14 protein-coding genes are annotated in these 19,329 nt (G+C 35.8%); 10 read left to right on the top strand and 4 right to left on the bottom strand.

The annotated features are described in order from the left end of the window. Positions 1-28: 28 nt before the first annotated feature. From ACIQXU_RS12590 to ACIQXU_RS12600, 3 genes are all read left to right on the top strand, one after another. The gene (locus tag ACIQXU_RS12590) at positions 29-1,855 is read left to right on the top strand and encodes a helix-turn-helix domain-containing protein (RefSeq protein WP_402989775.1); all 1,827 of its coding nucleotides are present in this window, start codon (positions 29-31) and stop codon (positions 1,853-1,855) included. Between the two features lie 285 nt (positions 1,856-2,140). Next, a complete protein-coding gene (locus tag ACIQXU_RS12595; protein ID WP_402989778.1) occupies positions 2,141-3,358 on the top strand; it encodes an MFS transporter in 1,218 nt (405 codons plus the stop codon). 297 nt (positions 3,359-3,655) lie between these two features. After that, a complete protein-coding gene (locus tag ACIQXU_RS12600) occupies positions 3,656-4,618 on the top strand; it encodes a fumarylacetoacetate hydrolase family protein (protein WP_402989781.1) in 963 nt (320 codons plus the stop codon). A 493-nt stretch (positions 4,619-5,111) separates the two neighbouring features. Here the strand turns inward: ACIQXU_RS12600 and ACIQXU_RS12605 are convergent, their stop codons facing one another. Continuing rightward, positions 5,112-5,996: a LysR family transcriptional regulator gene (locus tag ACIQXU_RS12605; RefSeq protein ID WP_402956479.1), complete on the bottom strand. Its 885-nt coding sequence runs from the start codon at positions 5,994-5,996 to the stop codon at positions 5,112-5,114. A gap of 142 nt (positions 5,997-6,138) precedes the next feature. On the opposite strand from ACIQXU_RS12605, the gene ACIQXU_RS12610 reads away from it, so the two are divergent. From ACIQXU_RS12610 to ACIQXU_RS12625, 4 genes are all read left to right on the top strand, one after another. Next, a complete protein-coding gene (locus tag ACIQXU_RS12610) occupies positions 6,139-6,876 on the top strand; it encodes an SDR family NAD(P)-dependent oxidoreductase (RefSeq protein WP_402989784.1) in 738 nt (245 codons plus the stop codon). 88 nt (positions 6,877-6,964) lie between these two features. After that, the gene (locus ACIQXU_RS12615) at positions 6,965-8,215 is read left to right on the top strand and encodes an MFS transporter (protein ID WP_402989787.1); all 1,251 of its coding nucleotides are present in this window, start codon (positions 6,965-6,967) and stop codon (positions 8,213-8,215) included. 266 nt (positions 8,216-8,481) lie between these two features. Next, positions 8,482-9,393, top strand: coding sequence for a DMT family transporter (locus ACIQXU_RS12620; protein WP_402989790.1), 912 nt, complete (start codon positions 8,482-8,484; stop codon positions 9,391-9,393). A 431-nt stretch (positions 9,394-9,824) separates the two neighbouring features. Beyond that, positions 9,825-10,103, top strand: coding sequence for an RNA polymerase sigma factor (locus ACIQXU_RS12625; RefSeq protein ID WP_402876092.1), 279 nt, complete (start codon positions 9,825-9,827; stop codon positions 10,101-10,103). A gap of 501 nt (positions 10,104-10,604) precedes the next feature. On the opposite strand, the gene ACIQXU_RS12630 is transcribed toward ACIQXU_RS12625, so the two are convergent. Next, a complete protein-coding gene (locus ACIQXU_RS12630; RefSeq protein WP_402876091.1) occupies positions 10,605-11,348 on the bottom strand; it encodes an SDR family NAD(P)-dependent oxidoreductase in 744 nt (247 codons plus the stop codon). A gap of 450 nt (positions 11,349-11,798) precedes the next feature. On the opposite strand from ACIQXU_RS12630, the gene cyoE reads away from it, so the two are divergent. Next, entirely contained in the window at positions 11,799-12,695 is an 897-nt protein-coding gene (gene cyoE, locus ACIQXU_RS12635; protein ID WP_402989795.1) for a heme o synthase, read from the top strand. 171 nt (positions 12,696-12,866) lie between these two features. Here cyoE and ACIQXU_RS12640 read toward each other — a convergent pair whose 3' ends face one another. Then, positions 12,867-13,784, bottom strand: coding sequence for a DNA/RNA non-specific endonuclease (locus ACIQXU_RS12640; RefSeq protein WP_402989826.1), 918 nt, complete (start codon positions 13,782-13,784; stop codon positions 12,867-12,869). A 683-nt stretch (positions 13,785-14,467) separates the two neighbouring features. On the opposite strand from ACIQXU_RS12640, the gene ACIQXU_RS12645 reads away from it, so the two are divergent. Both ACIQXU_RS12645 and ACIQXU_RS12650 read left to right on the top strand, forming a co-directional pair. After that, positions 14,468-15,097 (top strand): nitroreductase family protein, encoded by a 630-nt coding sequence (locus tag ACIQXU_RS12645; protein ID WP_402876088.1) that lies wholly within the window; start codon positions 14,468-14,470, stop codon positions 15,095-15,097. A gap of 252 nt (positions 15,098-15,349) precedes the next feature. After that, positions 15,350-15,778, top strand: a complete 429-nt coding sequence (locus ACIQXU_RS12650; protein WP_402966978.1) for a MarR family winged helix-turn-helix transcriptional regulator — start codon at positions 15,350-15,352, stop codon at positions 15,776-15,778. A 424-nt stretch (positions 15,779-16,202) separates the two neighbouring features. Here ACIQXU_RS12650 and ACIQXU_RS12655 read toward each other — a convergent pair whose 3' ends face one another. After that, complete coding sequence (locus ACIQXU_RS12655) at positions 16,203-17,858, bottom strand: M28 family peptidase (protein WP_402989797.1); 1,656 nt, start codon at positions 17,856-17,858, stop codon at positions 16,203-16,205. Between the last annotated feature and the right edge of the window lie 1,471 nt (positions 17,859-19,329).

Genomic DNA, 19,329 nt, shown 5'->3' on the forward strand with positions numbered 1-19,329 from the left:
ATCCGTAAACTTATGGGGGGATTCTATGATGGCAAATTCAGGATATGTCGATAAAGAATTATTTTCTACATCAGGTACATTTGGTCTACTACGCAAAGAGTTGATTGAATATCTCGGCTTGGAATATGCTAAAGTCTTTTTAAGACGTTATGGCTGGAATATCGGTGTCGTTCATGCAAAAGAAGTCGAACAGAGACCACTTAGTTTACGTGAAAAATTAGATTGTGCCTCTGGTTATCATTTGAATTCTGGCCAGATTACTGATGTTATATCTGATAGAATTTTAGAACTTAATCCTGACGATACGGTTAAATATATGTATGCAAAGGGAATCTGGATCAATTCTTATGAAATATATGAACATACGAATCATTTTGGCAAAAGTGATTCATGTATTTGTCATACCCTAGCAGGGTATGCAAGTGGTTATACTTCCTATTTAACCAAGAGAGAAATTTATATTGTTGAAATTACTTGTAGAGCTAAAGGTGATGATGACTGCGCTTTTGAAATGAGAATGATAGAACATTGGGATGAAAAAACGAAGGAAGAATTACAAAAAACACATCAAGCACCAATGATTGATGTGTTGAATCAAACCTATGAACAACTTTTTCTCGAAAAAAAACAAACCGAAAAAGTTTCCTCTTTCCATAACGATTTAACAATTGGTATTTCTCAAGGAATGACAATTGAACAAATATTAGAAACAATATATGAAAATTTAAATGTTCCTGTCATCATTCAGGATTTAAATTTTAATACACTGCATTCGATTGGAATGACAGAACCAGAATTAGAAGCTGTAGCTACTGATTTTGCTAATCAAATGCCGCAGACTAAATCAGGGAAGATTTTAATGAAACACATTGAACCTTTACATTCAATTCAAATTGATTGCACAGAACACATTCGCTTAATCAGTCCAATAACGGTTCAAAAACAAATCATTGGCTATATTTCTTTTCTTTACTCATGTGAAGAAGGACCGCGAAAGGATGAAATGAACTTTTTACAACGATCAGCTACTGGGATAGCCTTATGTTATTTAAATGAAAAATCAAGCTTAGAAGCTATAGAAAATATGAAGGCTTATTTTTTTGAGCAACTATTACAGAAGCAATATATATCGAAAAGTAACATGATATCTCGCAGTTATTTGTTGCAAATCGATTTAAACGAAGACTTCTATATTGGAAATTTACGCATTACAAAAAAAGGAATCATCATTAAGGATTCCACCTTGATGAATAAAATTATTCAATCCTTTACAACCTATTTGGAAATGCACCAAGTTCAAATTTTCATTACGGAGTTTCAACAAGAAATCACTTTTTTGTTTCCAAAGAAAGAAAAGACACATGAACTTCTAACAAATATTTTAAAACATTTACATCGAACATTTAAAAGTTATGAATTTCGTGTTGGTTTAAGTCGTTCCCTTCATACCATCGAAGATATACCTGAAGCCAATCAACAGGCAATGACATCATTAAATATCGATAAGAAATCCAACCTTATTTACTATGAAAATACGAGTATTATGGGATCCATCATTAATCCCGTCAATATGAATACAATTATCCAACTTGCGGAAAAAGAACTCTCACCCATTCTTGCATTAAAGGCAAATAAAAAGGATGAATTTTTAAAGACGCTCTATGCATTTTTAAACAACAACGGCAACTTACAACAGACCATGCTTGATTTAAACTTATCAATGAGTGGGCTGGTCTATCGAATACAAAAAATTGAAGAAATACTCAATAAAGATTTAAGAAGTTCTACTCATTCATTTGAACTTATGCTACTTTTGAAATCCCTAATTATCTTAGGAAAAATTGAAATGGATTGACCTAAAACAAATATATTTTATTGAATTCACCATCAAATCAAATTATTTCCGACATTAAAAGTTATAGTTTTATATAAAAAAGGCTCTCATATTTTTTGATTATTCTGAATAAATAAGTGATTTTTTCGTAAAATGGCTCTACTTTTGATTAAAAACCATCGATATTGTATGTGAGATTCTATGCTATCATCTTGAGTAACTATTAAGAAGGGAGTCACACTCAGTATCTAAGCCATTGCACGGCATTTATTTAAAATTGAATAAAAAATTTGGGGGTCTTTATTTATGGCAAAGACAAAAAACGTTACTTTTTTAAAGTTTTTAATCGTTCTAATCGCATTCCAGGATGTTGCCGCAGGTGTAGCAGGTTCCATTATGGCCGATCTTATCGTGGCCTTTCCTGAATTCCCCCCTTCCGTCGTGATGCTCATTGCTACAATCCCTGGTTTTTTTCAGATTTTCCCTTCCTTGTTCTATGGGAAATTAGCGAATGCGTTTTCAAAAAGGACCCTTCTTTTTACCGGTCTCCTCCTGTTCATTATTGGGGGAATTATGCCATTCTTCATAGATAATCTATTTATAATAATTGCATTCCGCGGTTTATTGGGTCTTGGTGTCGGCATTACACTACCATTATCCATTGATATCATATCAAGCTTCTTTAATGGTCGTGAAAGAGATACTTTAATTGGTCTCGGCACATCAACTGTTGCTTGTATTGGTGCAGTATTCTTTCAAGTAGCAGGTGGTATGCTGGCTGATGCCTACAACTGGCAATTCGGATTCTTAGTCTACCTTTTTCCTATTTGGATTTTGGCGATTACATTCTTATATTTACCAGAGCCCAAAAAGCTACAAGTGGAGAATGCCTCTCTTAAAGAAATTTTATTTTCAGCATCAAAAACTGTTTATGGCTTTACACTAGGACAAGTTTTTTATACAGCCTTGGTATTTGGCTATGTGACAAACATCTCGATCATTATTCAAGCCGAAAAACTTGGTAGCGCAACAGAAGCCGGCCTTGCTATTTCACTTTTCACACTCGGGACATTATTAGTAGGTTTTTTCTTTGGACGGCTTCGCCAACTTTGGCCTCATTTCAACATTCCATTTGGAATTCTATTGACTGCAATCGGTATCCTGTGGTGTTTCTACGCTAGGGACTTAACATTCATATTCATTGCTAGTTTAGTTGGAGGAATGGGCTTAGGAATCGTGATTCCCGGTGTATTGGCACGTATTTCGGATCTTTCAAATTTAGCAAAGGGCATTTCTTTCGTTGGATTTGCAGCTGCCGCACAAGGTCTTGGCGCTATCATTAGCCCTTTCATGTATCAACTAACTTTAAATTCATTTGGGCAAGAAGGTGGTCGTTTTACACTATTTCTTGCTGCCATTGGTTTATTAGCTCTAGCCATTATTTGGGTGGTGATTACATCACTCGCTAAAAGAGTATCCGCCCAAACAGATTACGAGCCTTCTAATTCCACAGACGTCATCTAATAAAAATAATTCAGTAGGTTAATAATTTACCGGGTTATTTCTTGCAGATTTATTTATCAAATTTTCACACTGACAATACTTGATCAATTATTGGTATACAGGAGCCTCTAAATATGAAGACCTGATTGAGCTGATTTTTCCGTGAATGTTAAATATTACTTTGTATTTGAAAAACATGTCAAGACCAAATTTCATTTTTAAATTTAATTTCACTCTAGATTTCAATAAATCTTATTCTAGTACCATGTAAAGCTTAACCATTACAATAAGTGTAATAACTTTAAGGAGGATATTAATATGGGCATAAAATTATTACGTTTTGAATATGAATCTCAAGTACATTGGGGTGTTTTAGAAGAAGCCATTCGAATCATTGAACATGAGGCCGAATCATTAAACAAATTATTAACTAACGGGTATGAAGCCATTCAACATGCAAAAACAAATGGAAAAATCGTTACTAATGAAGAAATCACTTTACTTTCACCAGTCACTGAAGATGCTAATATCTTTTGTCAAGGAACCAACTACAGCGTACACCGCGAAGAAGCAGGTTTTACAAAACAAAAGCCTCCGTACAATTTATTGTTCACAAAAGCGTCTAGCACATTAACATCCGCAACGGCTGATATACACTGTCCTGCACATGTGAAATTATTGGACTATGAGATTGAGCTTGGTCTGATCATAAATAAAGACATCACAGAACAAACCACGATTACAGGGGATAATCTGAAAGACTACATTGCTGGCCTTGTTATCGCCAATGATATGTCTGCACGAGACGTGCAAATTGTAGAACAACAATGGTTCAAAGGAAAAAGCTATCGAGGTTTTTGTCCAGTAGGGCCGTACATTTATTTATTAGAAGAAGATGAGATTCAATACCTAGATCAACTTGTTCTTCACTTAGAAGTAAACGGGGAAACCCGCCAACATGTAATAACGGATCAATTACTTTTCAAACCAACAGAAACATTAAGTGAAATGTCCGAAATCTTCAATTTGAAAACAGGAGACCTCGTGCTTACAGGAACGCCCGGTGGTGTATGCTTACGTCTAAATGCTGTTATCATCCAATATATTTCTGATAATGCAATCCCTCATGAAGAGAAACTCTCTTATTTTATCGATACGCAAAAAGACAATGGATACTTGCAAGATGGCGATGTTTTACGTCTTTCCATCAAAAGCACAGACAATGTAATGGACTTAGGCATGCAAGAAAATAAAATTTCACATACAATACCTGTAAAATAAAGGGCTGATTCTACGATTCCAGTTTTCTGGCTAGATTAATATTTCCATGTATGAATTTACCTGCCAACCTATTCCTACCATGAAGATTGTTGGCTAGGATAAAGGTAACGACAGTTTGCTATCAGTTGAAAAATGGACAATGGATAGATCAAATAAGTATTGGCCACTTTAAAATTCGTTTAATCTATAAAATTTGAAAACGGTTTCCTTTTAAATCCAATTACTTTCTACTTTATAATGGAAACTGTACACTATTGAAAAACCAAAAATTGAGGTAAAAATGAAGACTAGGTTCGGTTCCTAGACGTATCTAGTCTTCTCTTTTCTCTCTGACATTCAAGAATCGCTATTAACATTTCCATATTTGGATTTTACTACTTAAATTCTTCTACTAAACCCACTTCACCACTTCAATATATATTGATATTCCATCTAAATCCCTATCTCGCCGAATCTTCGCTACGAATAATTCCCCATTTAAAACTAATCTCATTTAATCTTTTTTATATTCTTGAAAATAGCGATGACAGTGGGCAATGAAAGCCTCTGAAATTTTTGTAGGATATAAATATCGATGCTTTAATAAGCCAATGGTACGGGTAAACTTCTTATTTTCAATTTTCAAGTGCTTAAGTTTACTTTCATATAAATTAACAGCTGTTTCAGGTGTAAAGGCTGCACCATGTCCATTTTTCACAAGCTGTAAAATGGTTGTTGCTTCTTCCACTTCAACTTGATAAGTCGGTGTATATCCTATTGATTTACAAAATCTGTCGGTAAATTGACGAAAGGTGTACTTATTGGTTAAACCGATAAAAGGTAGTTCGTCAAATTCCAACAAATTAATTGTTCCTTCTTTCTTCTCTTTATATGATTTTGGTACAGTTAGAAAAATTTCCTCTTCAAATAATGGGACCCATTCTACATTTGGATGTTCGATTTGCTCAGTGGTAATACATACATCATATTTTCCATTTTCCGTGAATTGTTGTAAATTTTCTTTTGATAACGGTACTTGTTGATATTTAACATTGGAATAATTATTGAAAAACTGATCTAAGATATTCGTGAAAGTATATGGTAATGTCGTCACAATCGACAAGTTCCCACTTCCCTCGCCTCGTCTTTCCTCTAATCCACGCTCTAAATGATGTACCTCAGAGAAAACGCGCTCCGCACGTTTGAATAAAAACCTTCCATTTTCATTTAATGAAATGCGCTTGCCACTACGGAAAAACAAATCCATCCCTAACTCTGCTTCAAGATTAGTGATCGCCTTACTTAAAGCTGGTTGCGAAATCGATAGTTCTTTAGCTGCAAGTGACACGTTTTCTAATTGTGCGGTTGTATAAAAGTATCGCAACTTTACTAGGTCCATAATTTTCCTCCCACCCTTAATAACCTGAAGTTATAAGGAAATAGTTAATTGGTATTTTTCATTATATCAAAATACGTTTAAAATGTAATTGTCACTGATATATGAACAAATTGTGAACAAAAAATATATGGGGGTTTTCAATATGAGATTAAAAGAAAAAGTAGCGATCATTACAGGAGCAGCATCCGGTATGGGGCAAGGAGAAGCTATCCGTTTTGCAAAAGAAGGCGCAAAAGTAGTTGTAGCTGACTTGAATTTAGAAGGGGCAAAAGCTGTTGCTGAAGAAATTAAAGCGTTTGGCGGAGAAGCTATCGCTGTATCTGTGAACGTTATGAAAACCGAGGATATCCAAAATTGTGTCAAAGTAACAGAAGACACTTTCGGTCCAGTTGATGTCTTAGTAAATAATGCAGGTGTATTTGATAAATATGCTAAATCATTAGATACGACATTAGATCAATGGAACTTCTTCTTAAATATTAACTTAACAAGTGTATTCGAATTCTCGAATGCTGTTTTACCTAGCATGATTGAGCGTGGTACTGGTTCCATCGTAAATATTGCTTCTGTTGCTGGTTTGGTTGCAGGTAAAGGTGGAGCTGCTTATACCGCTACTAAGCATGGAGTAATTGGGTATACCAAGCATTTATCTTCTGAATATGCACGCCATGGTATTAAAATTAACGCTATTTGCCCAGGAACCATCGAAACACCTTTAGTTAAGGATGTTTTAGCTGGAATTCCTAAGGATTTAGTACCGACTCGTACATTTGGCCAAGTAGAAGAAGTAGCTGATTTAGCTGTATTTTTAGCATCAGATGAAGCGAAATTCATAAGTGGTGCCGCTGTACCAATCGATGGCGGATTTACCATTCAATAAATATACAAATTTTTAACTGCTTAATTTATAAAATAATACAAAGTGGAGAAGCAACGTACTTGTTTCTCCACTTTTACGAGGTGACATCATGAAAAAACAAGGGAAAATCCACTATGCTTGGTGGATTATGGTGGCAAGTGCTGCAATTTACGCCGCAAGTGTCGGAATTATCGTAAGCTGTGCAGGTTTACTATACCGTGCAGTAGCAGAAGATCTTCAAGTTGGGGTTTCTGAAATTAGCTTGTATACATCGCTAATGTATTTAACTGTCACCATTTTACTACCATTTGCAGGAAAGATATTGAACAAGTTTGACATCCGCTATATTTTGACGATTGCTGGTATTATAAATGCGCTAGCATTTGGATTAATGGGTACCTATCATTCTGTCTTCCCTTTCTATATTTCAGGGATTGCATTAGGAATTGGTAGTACATTCTTAATTTACGGGTCCATTCCTTTAATCATGAATAACTGGTTTAAAGCAAAAGTTGGTACCTCTTTAGGTTTTGCTATGGCATTCATGGGGGTTGGTGGTGCGGTCTTCGCTCAAATCACCGGTGCCTTGATTGAATCGATTGGCTGGCGCTCAACATATATGACATTAGGTGTTATTGTAGCCATTCTTATTTTACCATTCTCTCTATTCGTTATTCGTTCAAAACCAGAACAACTAAATATGACTGCTTATGGTGCCGATGAAGTCGACACCGATACTACTAATACGCAACAAAAACCTGAATCAGGTGTCTTGAAAGGTGTTGCAATGAAATCCCCAGCATTCTATTTGGTTGTTTTATTCACAGGGCTTTTCGGACTGGCTTCAACCGTTAGCTTCCATGTACCAAACTTTGTACAATCCGTAGGCTTTAGTGCTACAATGGCTGCTACAGGTGTAACTTGTGTAACGATTGGTCAAACAGGCGGTAAATTCCTGCTTGGTGCCATAAACGACAAAATGGGAATTAAAGTAGCTCTATTTGTTGGTATTGGCGGGGGTATGCTCGGTGTTGTCGCACTACTTATTTCGGATTCATTCGGAATTGGCATGCTATATACTGGTGCCTTACTATTTGGTATAGGATTCTCAGGGTCTACCCTACTTCCCCCAGTCGTAATTCGCGAAGTATTCGGTGGGCGAGATTACGCATCGATCTATACAACAATCATGTCGGCTTCTACGTTAGGTGTGGCATTTGGTACAACATTATTCAGTTACATTTTTGATTCAACAGGTTCTTACTATACAGTATTCATTATTGTAATTGTACTCTTTATCATTACGATTTCTTCAAGTTTAATCTCTTTAAAATGGAAGAAAAAATTAAATTTTAACTAATGAAAAAGCCTACAAGATCCTATGAGATCTTGTAGGCTTTTTTATAGCCACTCTTCAAACTGAAGAATCATTTCACCTACACCCAAACTAATACGATGTGAAGTATAGGGACTAACATCCATTTCAAAGTAGTCACTACAAATTATTGGCATAAATAATTTACTCATGCTCAGTTTTTAAAAACTATCTCTTTTAGTTTTGGTATTTTCTTGAAAAAGGTTGTATAATAGGTCAATTGTTGAATAAGTTTGAAAGGTTGTTTTTGTATGAGCTATTTTAAAACTTACATGTTGCTTATTGGAATCATGATTATTTGGGGTTTCAACGTTTCTGTTATAAAAATTTTAGTTGAACACATTCAACCTGTGACCATAACTTCTCTAAGAATTTTTACGGCTTCTTTGATAGTCTTTTTAATTTTGGGAATGCTTGGCCTCATTCGTCTTCCAAAAAAATCTGAACTTTTTTACATTTTTGGGGGAGCCCTTTTGAGCGTAGTCTTTCACCATTATTTTTTAGCAGAAGGGTTAACAAAAACTTCAGCTACGAATACTGGATTGATTTTGGGGATGGGACCTTTATTGACAGCCATCTTTTCTATGGTGATTTTTCGCAAAAAACTTACATTCATTCGAGTTCTTGGGTTTATTTGTGGGGCTCTTGGCGTGAGTGTTACCGTTTTGGCCGGAAGTGGTGGCATCCATTCTATTAATCTAGGAGATTTTGATATTTTACTCTCCATTCTTTCACAAGCGCTAAGTTTTATCCTGATTTATAAAGCTTCGAAAACGATGGACCCGCGGCTATTAACGGGTTACATGATGCTAATTGGATCATTTATTTTATTTGCCATAAGTCTTTGGAAGGAACCACATGGTTTAGCTTCAATCTCATCTGCTTCGTTTTCTATCTGGGTAGCTTTCTTTTTCTCAGCTATTTTTGCTACAGGAATAGGTCATATGACTTATAATTACATCATTGGAAAGGTTGGAGCCGCAGAATCCTCTATCTTCTTAAACTTCAACACCTTTTTTTCATTAGTCGGTGCGGCTATTCTTTTGAACGAAGCAATCGTTCCAGCACATTTTTTTGGTCTTATCTTCATTGTTTCAGGAGTATTACTTGGATCGGGAGCAATAGAACTATTGTTGCTTCGTCGAAAAAATAAAGCTATGTAGTTTCTAGCTACTATTCATAAATTTGATTGCTGTCTCATATTCGACCCTAAATTGGAGTGTACATCACTTGTTTGTCTGGTAAAAAAAGAATTAATTCATAGGTAAAAAAAGAAAAGATTATTCCACCTAGTCGTTCCGCAACAATCTTTTAGAAAAGGTAAACGTACATAACTATTCCTTTATAATTTCTCCTTTCAAACTGTCTGTACTAGTTTAATCTTTTTTTAATCCCTAAAAAATGAAATGAAACTTAATTATAACTAAGAAAAAGCCTACATGACTCTATGAGATCATGTAGGCTTTTTAGCTGCAAATATCATAAATTCTACAACCTTGTTCTATATAAAGTTCTGCTTCTCATGATTTCAAGTTTTCCTTCAGTAAAAACAGGGTACATATTACCTATAGCAACACAGAAATGAGGTGTAATATTGGATACGAAAAATGAAATTGTTACTCATATATTAGATAAAGATACCGAGTATTTTAGTAAGTTATACTCTAATCATGAAGAAATGCTAAAGAGTATTGCCTTAAAATTAACTGGATCTAAGATCTATTCAGAAAACTTAATTTCAGAAGTTTTTAAAGAGTTATGGGACTCTCCTCAATACTTTAAGGATTCTAACGACACGAAGATATCTACCTTTCTCATGAAAAGGATCGTTTATAATCATGTATATTATAAACGTTATCTTAAAAAAGATTAATAATCATACAAACCTTACTATTAAATCGTCTCCTCTACTTCACCATATTCTCTTCCATCCAGGAATTAAAATTGATTCTATGTTAAAAAAGGAACTTGAACTTATAGTCATAAGAAATACAGAACTTTTTCCGTAATAAACTAGATGAATGAGATTTCGAAGATTTCCCAAGAATTAATTTTTCATCATCTATCTAGAAAACATAATTGTGTAATATAACATTTCACTTAGAAATTAACCCATCATACACGACGTTTAATTTGAAGGTAAAAGGGTTCGGAAGTATTTAATTCCGAGCCCTTTTGAATTTTTATTAAAATCTGTCGTGATAATTTGTTTGTCATCATATATTCTTTTCTCTAACTCGACAAGCTACATGCCATTTTTAGATCTATAATCATAAGAAAGCACAATCCCACTACAGAATTGCGCCAATAATAGTAATAATTAGTAAAATATAAAGACTGCATTTGAAAATTTCCTCATAACCATTCCCTCTTTTTATAGGTCAGAGATCATTCCGCCATCTACTACGAATTGACTTCCAGTCGAATAGCTAGAATCATCGGATGCAAGGTACATAACTAAATTAGAAACTTCCTTTACTTCTGCTCTTCTTCTTAGGGGAATATCTTGTTCAAGTTGCTTTAGATATTCTTCAACATCTGGTTGGTCAGCCATAGGTGTTTTGATGATTCCAGGATGTACGGAATTCACACGGATATTATAGGGTCCAAGCTCTGCAGCAGCCCCTTTTGTCATACCGGTGACAGCATGTTTAGAAGCACTATAAGCAATGGCCGTTGGCGCACTTACTAAACCATCTACTGATGAAATGTTAACAATTGAACCTACGCCAGCTTTTTTCATAGAAGGAAGTACTTTTTGCATTCCCAAGAATACTCCCAGTTCATCTACTTTAAATGTTAATTCGAAGTCTTTTACGGTTAATTCTTCTAAAGTTTTGAAAATACCAATGCCTGCGTTGTTTACTAAAACATTGATTGGACCAAATGTTTCTTCTGTTTTTCCTACCACTTCTACCCAGTTCTCTTCACTAGCAACATCTAATTTAAGAGCGATTGTATTTTCTCCCAATTCATTGGCTAGTTTTTGTACACCTTCAAAGTTTAGATCCGTAATTGCTACTTTTGCGCCTTCTTCCACGAATTTGCGAACATGCATGGCACCCATCCCTTGTGCTGCCCCTGTAATGATAGCTACTTTACCATCCAATTTACCCATGATATTCCTCCAATGTAAAATAAAATTCCCGCTTACTTCTCACAATTATTATTTGTCAAAGGAATGTATTTATCCATTCAATTTTGGATATTCAGAGCCACTCAATATTTTCCAAGCAGAAGAATATGGTTGAGTCATGAGTCATTATAATCTCCTTATTTCGTACACTTCTTTCGAGAAGTCCATTGCATGTTTCAGTAGCTGTACACAAAAGCAATGATTTTTCATGTTGGATCAACTAACCCATATCATTTCCATCCCACTATCCCCTAGCAAGCAATCAATGCTGTAAAACAAAGAAATGGATAAAGTTCATCTATATTTTTATCTCATTAGATATAGACATGATATAATTAAAAATGATTGTAGAAAAGCAATATTATGATGGAATTTAGCTAACCTTATAGGTTATATTAGTTCTTGTGAAAAAAAGAGGAGCTACAAAATACAATGAAAAAGCAATCACAGATGACCTTATGGGCTCAAGTAGTTAAAACAGGAATTATCAAGTCAAATCTTATTCCAATGATCGCAGGATTAATGCTCGCTTTATATACGTATCAATACAGTTTTGTAGATAACGTTTGGAATGTAGTTTTTGCATTTTTAGGAACAGCAGCCGTTATAGCCGCAGCCGGTGCGTTCAATAACATTTATGATCGAGATATTGATGCCATTATGGCTCGTACAAAGGTTCGCCCTACAGTTACAGGTGCTATATCGATTAAAAAAGTTTCAGTAGCTGCCATTTTATTACTAGTGATCGGGTTAGTTTTATTATATTTAACCTCTCCATTAGCATCTTTACTTGGATTTTTAGGGGTATTTTTCTACGTTGTCCCTTATACAATGTGGACTAAACGCCATACTATTTGGAATACGGAAGTTGGGAGTATTTCTGGTGCCATGCCTCCTTTAATCGGTTGGGCATCAGTCGCTCCAGATATTTGGCATCCCGCTTGCTGGGCATTGTTTTTAATCATGGTGATTTGGCAAATGCCTCACTTTTATGCGATTGCCATCCGTAAGGAAAAAGATTATGCTGCAGCGAATATTCCAATGCTTCCCGTTGTCAAAAGTAGGAAACGGACATATATTCAAACCAACTTCTATTTGATTTTATTGGTGCTATCCAGCTTTTTATTTCTACCACTAAGCTTAGGTCTCACCTTAATTTCACTTATCTTAGGCCTAATTTGGTTAGGGCTCAGCTTATTCGGACAACGTAAAAACGAACTGAAGGTTTGGGCAAATAAAATGTTTGTATTTTCCTTAGTACACATGATGGTCATCTACTTTACGGTAATTATCTACGCTTCAATCGGGTTAATTTTAAACGCATTATAATGAACGTACTTAACCAGCATACTTCTATAAGCTCAAATACAGCCAATTAGGCAAAATAAAAAACGGGGCTGTCCCAAAAGTCTGGCAAATGACTTTTAGGACAACCCCGTTTATTATAAAATTAATGCAAAAATCTGTTAGTGAATAATCTTTATTTTACCTTAAAGGCTCTTACTCACCTACCATACCGTCATTATCGGTGTCACGCATATAAGGGTATAACCAATGTTCACTCGTTATGGGCATACTGAAACCTGCTTCTTTTGCTTCTTTAATCGTAACTTGTCCATTTCCGTTAGTATCAACACTAGAAATATCACCGTTTTTATTGGAACTCGTTGAATTTTTATTTGATCTATCTGAATTAGAAGGTTTGCTGCCTGTTAAACCGAGTGCTGCATTTACTTCATCAGGGTTTCCATTGTCAAATGAATCCACAATCTTGTTGCCTTTTAAAGTATAGGTATATTGATAATGTGAAGGAATCTGCGTATTCGAATTTGGATATGTAATAATCGACTCAAAATTAGTGGCTCCACCTGCACTACGTATCGCGTTCTCCATATAAGCTTGGTCACCATGGCGGTTAAGTGTACTATCTTGCGGGGTAATATTATATGCATTCGATACCCCTCCGAGAGAATCAGCGATGATATGTCCTTCATCTAGAACATCGCTTTCGACACCTGGAACTTTCGCCTCATCAGAATAGTATCTTCCAGACGATGTGACAGGTTCGTTACGGTCATCTTGTAAAGTGATTTCATCAGCAATGACACGTACTAGTTGCCCATATTCATTAGTAAATGCCCAATATTCACGGTCCCCATATCCAATGTCAACAACGACGTTGGGTTCACGATATCCAGACAAATCACCACCATCAATTTCAATACGTTTGTAACCTGAGAACTTTTCATCATTTGGTTCGGTTGTTGTTTCTTCAACTATTGATCCGTCAAGATCCGTATTGTTAGTCTCTTCCTTTTTACTATTTTCATTAGTATTGACTGTGGTTACTTCTTGTGAATTTGTTTCCCCATCTGTAATGGTTGCATTTTCTTCGTTCGTGCAACCAACCATAAACATAATCGTTAAAAGTAATGCTAAATAACTTGTTATCCTTTTCACTTTTAGGACTCCTTATAATAGTATAATAACTTTACTAACTTAATAACCTTAAAAACATTTAAGTGTATCTTATCACATAATGTTATTCTATTTTTCTTTTCCTCTGTACAATTCACACGATAACTCACGTACAAATTCACATACTCAGCTAAAATTATTTCCGTCAGTGTGATCTAGGATAAGTTTCCATGTAAAAAAATACATAGCAGAACCTAATGACAGGTGCTTCCATGTATTAGTACCTAAGCAATTTAATTTATATCATCGTGGTAATCCCTATTCAGTGCCATGGCTCACGCAAACCGTTTCTATCTTTTTGGCTTCTCTGGCGTTAATTTTATCTATATTATAATTACCTCTTTAACCGCTTAACGATACCATTTGGTAATCTCTACTATTTAAGGGAATTTAACTAATATCATGTAAATAATAACAGAAAAAGACTAAAGCTTTTGATATATCAAGGATTCTGGCCTACCAATCAGATGACCTGTAAGGGATTCGAACCCCTGATCCCTTCCGTGCCAATTGTCGAATCATTCTCCTATCAAAAATCCTAAATTGATAAATGACTTGTCAACTGTTGACTAATCAACTATAATAAAAGCCGATTCAAATTCCAACAAAAAAGGGTGAAAAATATGATACAACAAAAAACAGCTTTAGAAAAATTAATGGATGAACGTAAATCGGTGCGTAAATATGAGCCTGGTGTTACTATTCCTCGTGAGCAAATTCAACATATTTTAGAACAAGCAACATCAGCTCCATCATCAAGTAACTTACAGCCTTGGCGCTTCCTTGTTATTGATGATCAAGAGCAAAAGAAAGAACTACGCATTGCTGGATTTAATCAGGAACAAATCGAAACATCATCAGCGATTATTGCGGTATTAGGCGATAATGAAATGTATAAAAACGCTAAACAAATTAATGATTTAAATGTTGAGCTAGGTTATATGCCACGTGATATTGCTGATATGATGATTGCCAATTCTGAATCTGCATATAGTAATTTTTCTGAAATTGAACGAACAAATATTGCACATTTAGATGTTGGTTTAATTTCTATGCAAGTAGTACTTTTAGCGAAGGACATGGGCTATGAAACAGTAATAATGGGCGGTTTTGATAAAGCAGCATTCGCTAAAAAGTATGAGCTACCTGCCAATGAGTTACCGATGATTTTAATTGCTATCGGAAAGCCTGCTATGCCAGCACGTAATTCATCACGTTTACCGTTTGAACAAATTATTCGTTTTTCAAGCTAAGTGAATTGATCCGTATCGCTAAAGCATTAATCATATCTTGATTCACGTAAGTTTGAAATTTGTTATACTTAATCCAAATGAACGGAAATGCTATCATATAGGGATCGCAAAGCGTCCAAAAGCTCAATGTAACAAAGAGCAGTTTTTGGCGTACATCATTAGATAACTAAATTGCTTTTATAATAGGGCCGAATTCGAACACAAGTTTTAGTGAGCGCAAAACGACGAGCAACCAATGTGAGGAGGAATAGTATGGAAGTTTGTTTGGATGATAAGAAACAAATGATTATGATGTTGAAAAGGTTAGACCGTCACGTCACTCAAATTTTTGAAAAAAGAACAGAAGTTAGTTTGACTAGATATGAAATTTTAGTTTCTTTAGTTAAAAAGGATAGTGTTACACAAAAGGTACTACAACAATCCTTAGCTATCGATCAATCGGCCATTACGCGCCATTTAAAGTTGCTTGAAGAACAGCAATATGTCGAACGCAAACGTAATGAAAAAAACAATCGCGAAGTACTTGTAACGATTTCAGATAAAGGACGAGCATTATTAGAAGGCTGTACAATGTTTAAAGATCAATTTATGAATGATCTCTATGATGATTTTTCAGATAGCGAATTACAGGAGCTCAAGCAATTTCTCACGCGCTTAAATCGCAATATAGAGAAGCTTTAATTTTTGCTCTTCATTGTAAAAATCTATTGTATTAAAACAGACTAAGAGTAGCAGCTAGTGATTCTTCAAATACTTGGTTTTCAGCCGAAGCAGACGTAAGGATTTTTTCTTCTTCTGTAAATGCAGCCCTCAGTTGTTCATTTCCCTCTGCATAGCCTTGATATTTCGCAACTAATCCTGTTTAACTATAATTCATATCTACAAAAGATAAGCTGTGCCGAAATCCACTCAAACCTGGATTTTTGACACAGCTATTTTTCGCTTATTAAACTAATTCCAATTCCGCGACAGCTTCGCAATGTGGTGAGTGTATCAAACATTCCCTTAGGCTTCCCAAGGAAAAGTTTGATATTTTTGGTTACTGCCTGGAAGTTCCTTGCGAAATCAAGCTGTTCTCCAGGCATTCATCTGTTTAACTATGAATCTATGAAGCATCCTTTAGTGATGCCTCTTCATTATTACCACCATTTTCCTGGAAACCAATTAAATCAGAAATAGCTTTAAAAACTACATCCCCCGTAAGTTGTACTCTTTCAGGGCTTACATGCTCTATTTTATCCTCTAACGAGTGATAATAAGGCTCAATATTAGCTCCCCCAGGTGGTGTTCCAGGTTCCATCCATATGAATAGTGCTGATGGTACCCCTTTCTCGTGGAATGGAACATGATCAGACCTACTCAACATATGAACAGGCAATAAATCCTTATTAATATCTAGTTTTTCAGCAGCCTGGTGTGTTGATTGAGAAACAAGATTCGATTTCCCATCTACAGTATTAATAAAAAGTTGCGAGGCAGGTACCCAAGCCGTACCAGTCATATCCATCTGAAACTGAACTTTTGTTCTTTTAACTTCATCTTCTGACAAATTACCGATATGGTATTTCGAGCCGACAAATCCAAGTTCTTCGCCCCCAAATGCAGCGAAGCGTAATTCTTTGTCGCCATCATAGTCCTTAAAAATCCTTGCCAACTCCATTAGTGTAGACGTCCCGGAGGCATCATCATTGGCCCCTGGCGCGAATGCAACACTGTCCAAATGTGAGCCGATGTAATAAATTTCAGGATTTTCAATGCCTTTTGGTTTTTTTACAGCGATTACATTGACTGTTTTTTGATTCGTCAGTGTTTTAATTGAAAGTTGGACTTCTATATTTCCTTTGGAAAGTTGAGAAACAAATGCTTCCCCATCCTTCTTGGTAATTGTCGCAACCGGAATGTTAGGGCGTACGCTGCCTAGGGAAACAGATGGAAGGGTAAAGCGATCCTGGTTGTCATATATAAGGACACCTATCGCACCTGCAGCCATTGCGTTTTGCACCTTGGCCCCGGCAGTGATTCCACCATTTTGTATTAAGGCGACTTTGCCCCTTGCAGCCGCAGTGAAATCACTCGGTTGGCCAGCACCCGCATGATAAATATTCCCTGTGATACCGTCCCCAGTCGTTTGAGGGGCTCCGCTAACGGCCCTCAATGGAAGTTTTTTGTTATTGTCGGAGAGCACCTTAAGTATCAATTCAACTCGATTGCTCCTGGGCGCTTCCTCGATTTTGGTCTCATAGCCGTAACTTTTCAACACACTTTCAATGTATTCAGCACCTGCTCTCTCTCCTTCGCTGCCTGCCTCCCTTGGCCCAATATCAACACTTAGGTGTTTGATATGCTTCATAACATTATCGGAGTTAAATGAACCATTAATTTTTCCAATCGCGTATTGCGTGTACGTATTCAGGACATCATGCGCTATTCCGGAAATGCCCCCGCTGCTTTTCTGATTATCAAGCAGGCGTTTAAAACTCTGCATTTGTTTAATTACCTTATCGGTCTGTCCTTGTTTTTGAAAAAGAGCTACTCCGCTAATGTGCATTTTCAATGTACGGACCGCGATATCACTCCGAATATTCCCATCTTCTTTAAAATAATCAATTTGTTTTTCCATGTCTGCGAAAACGTTTCCTGTATGTGGCATATCATTGAAAATTCGATTTTCCGCAGCCGTAGAACTCATTTGGTTCGCACCAAGTAGAAATGCAATTATTATCGCTATTGAAAAAACTTTTTTCAGACCAAACCTTTTCATCATATTCCTCCCCTGTATATATGTTGTAGTACCAACGGTTTTAACTTTTGGTAGAGTGTCAAAAAGTTTTTTTGACAAAGTCTCTTATAGTATCTTAATATTCTGTGAAACTATTGAAACATATGGGTACGCTGTGCTTTCACTACTAGATAATTATGGAAAGTAGTGATAGGGATTTAAGCACTGCAGAATGGATTATTAAATGCCTATGTTGACGTCCCTTCCTGATTCTTTAGGCATCAGTGTGCCTACATCCCTTCGTTAAATCCAGTCATAAGGAAAAGACAGTCCAAGCAATCTTAGGGACGCGAGGTAGAATAGAAAAAATAGTGACAGCTTCTCCGTGTTATCCTGTTGTCTAGGTCTAATAAAGGGATGTAGGAACTTATGTAGCCTCTATGAGACTAGTAATAACTCTCATCATTCGATTCTAACGCGAAGTTCAGCCTCCATACCTTCATAATACGTGGGTAACTGAAGCCCCATCTTTTACAAGGCCAGTATTTACTAATGCTTCTTTACTGTTATGTTTGTCTCGCCACGATTTGACACCCCGTCATACCAAATGGGAGCTTCTAAAAATGAATGCTCCCTTTTTTCTTTTTCAATCTAATCCTTGATTTTTTTAACATTCCACGCCTTTACTTTGAAAACATTAGTAGCGTAGCTTGGCAAACTATCCGCTCTTCCCAAATTCTTAATAGGACCCTTAAGGCAGACATCCCCATAGCATTTGACATTTAACAAATTGAGGAATACAAGAGCCTTTATTTAACCTCAATTCTTATGCAACTTAAGGGATTACCTCTTAAGCACCCTAATAGGAGAGCGCCTGCAAATCACCTCCCATCAATTTTTTTTTGATACATTTTCCTCCGTCCCCTTCTAAAAATTCAAGGGTGGTGTAATCATTCCATAAGAATAGCCTGATACTTTATAATGACAAACACTTTCGTTATGATAATTAACTATGTAATTGATGTAAGGTTCTACGATATTAATACCAACTACTAATGGATGAAATGGGTACAATTGTCCCTATGTGATATTTCTATAGTCCGTTTTAACGTGTACCTTGCCCGGCGCAGGAGAAGTAAAAATAACAAGGATAAAATGGCTAAAACTGATCAATTTCATCAATTATCTTAATTCCTACTTTTCATAACTTTCCAGAGTCATTGTCGCTGACTGATCAGACTTGAATTTACCCATCAAATAAAAAGCTTAATAAGCTTTAAAATGCCTCCGATATTTTACTGGGTATTGTAAAAATGTAACTATATAGGGCAAAGTTCAGGCAGCAAATAAATGCCAATTTGGTTTCTCAATTCTAAACTTTCTTAAATGAGACGGGACAGTTCTCCAACTGTCCCATTCATTCTATTGGTTTTTTCCTATGAATCTCATAAATGCGAAAATCTATAATTAAGTTTGATAGAGAAGTGTCCCAATCAAAATAAGTAAACAGCCA

It is taken from the genome of Peribacillus sp. NPDC097284 (assembly GCF_044761765.1).
Lineage (GTDB): Bacteria > Bacillota > Bacilli > Bacillales > DSM-1321 > Peribacillus.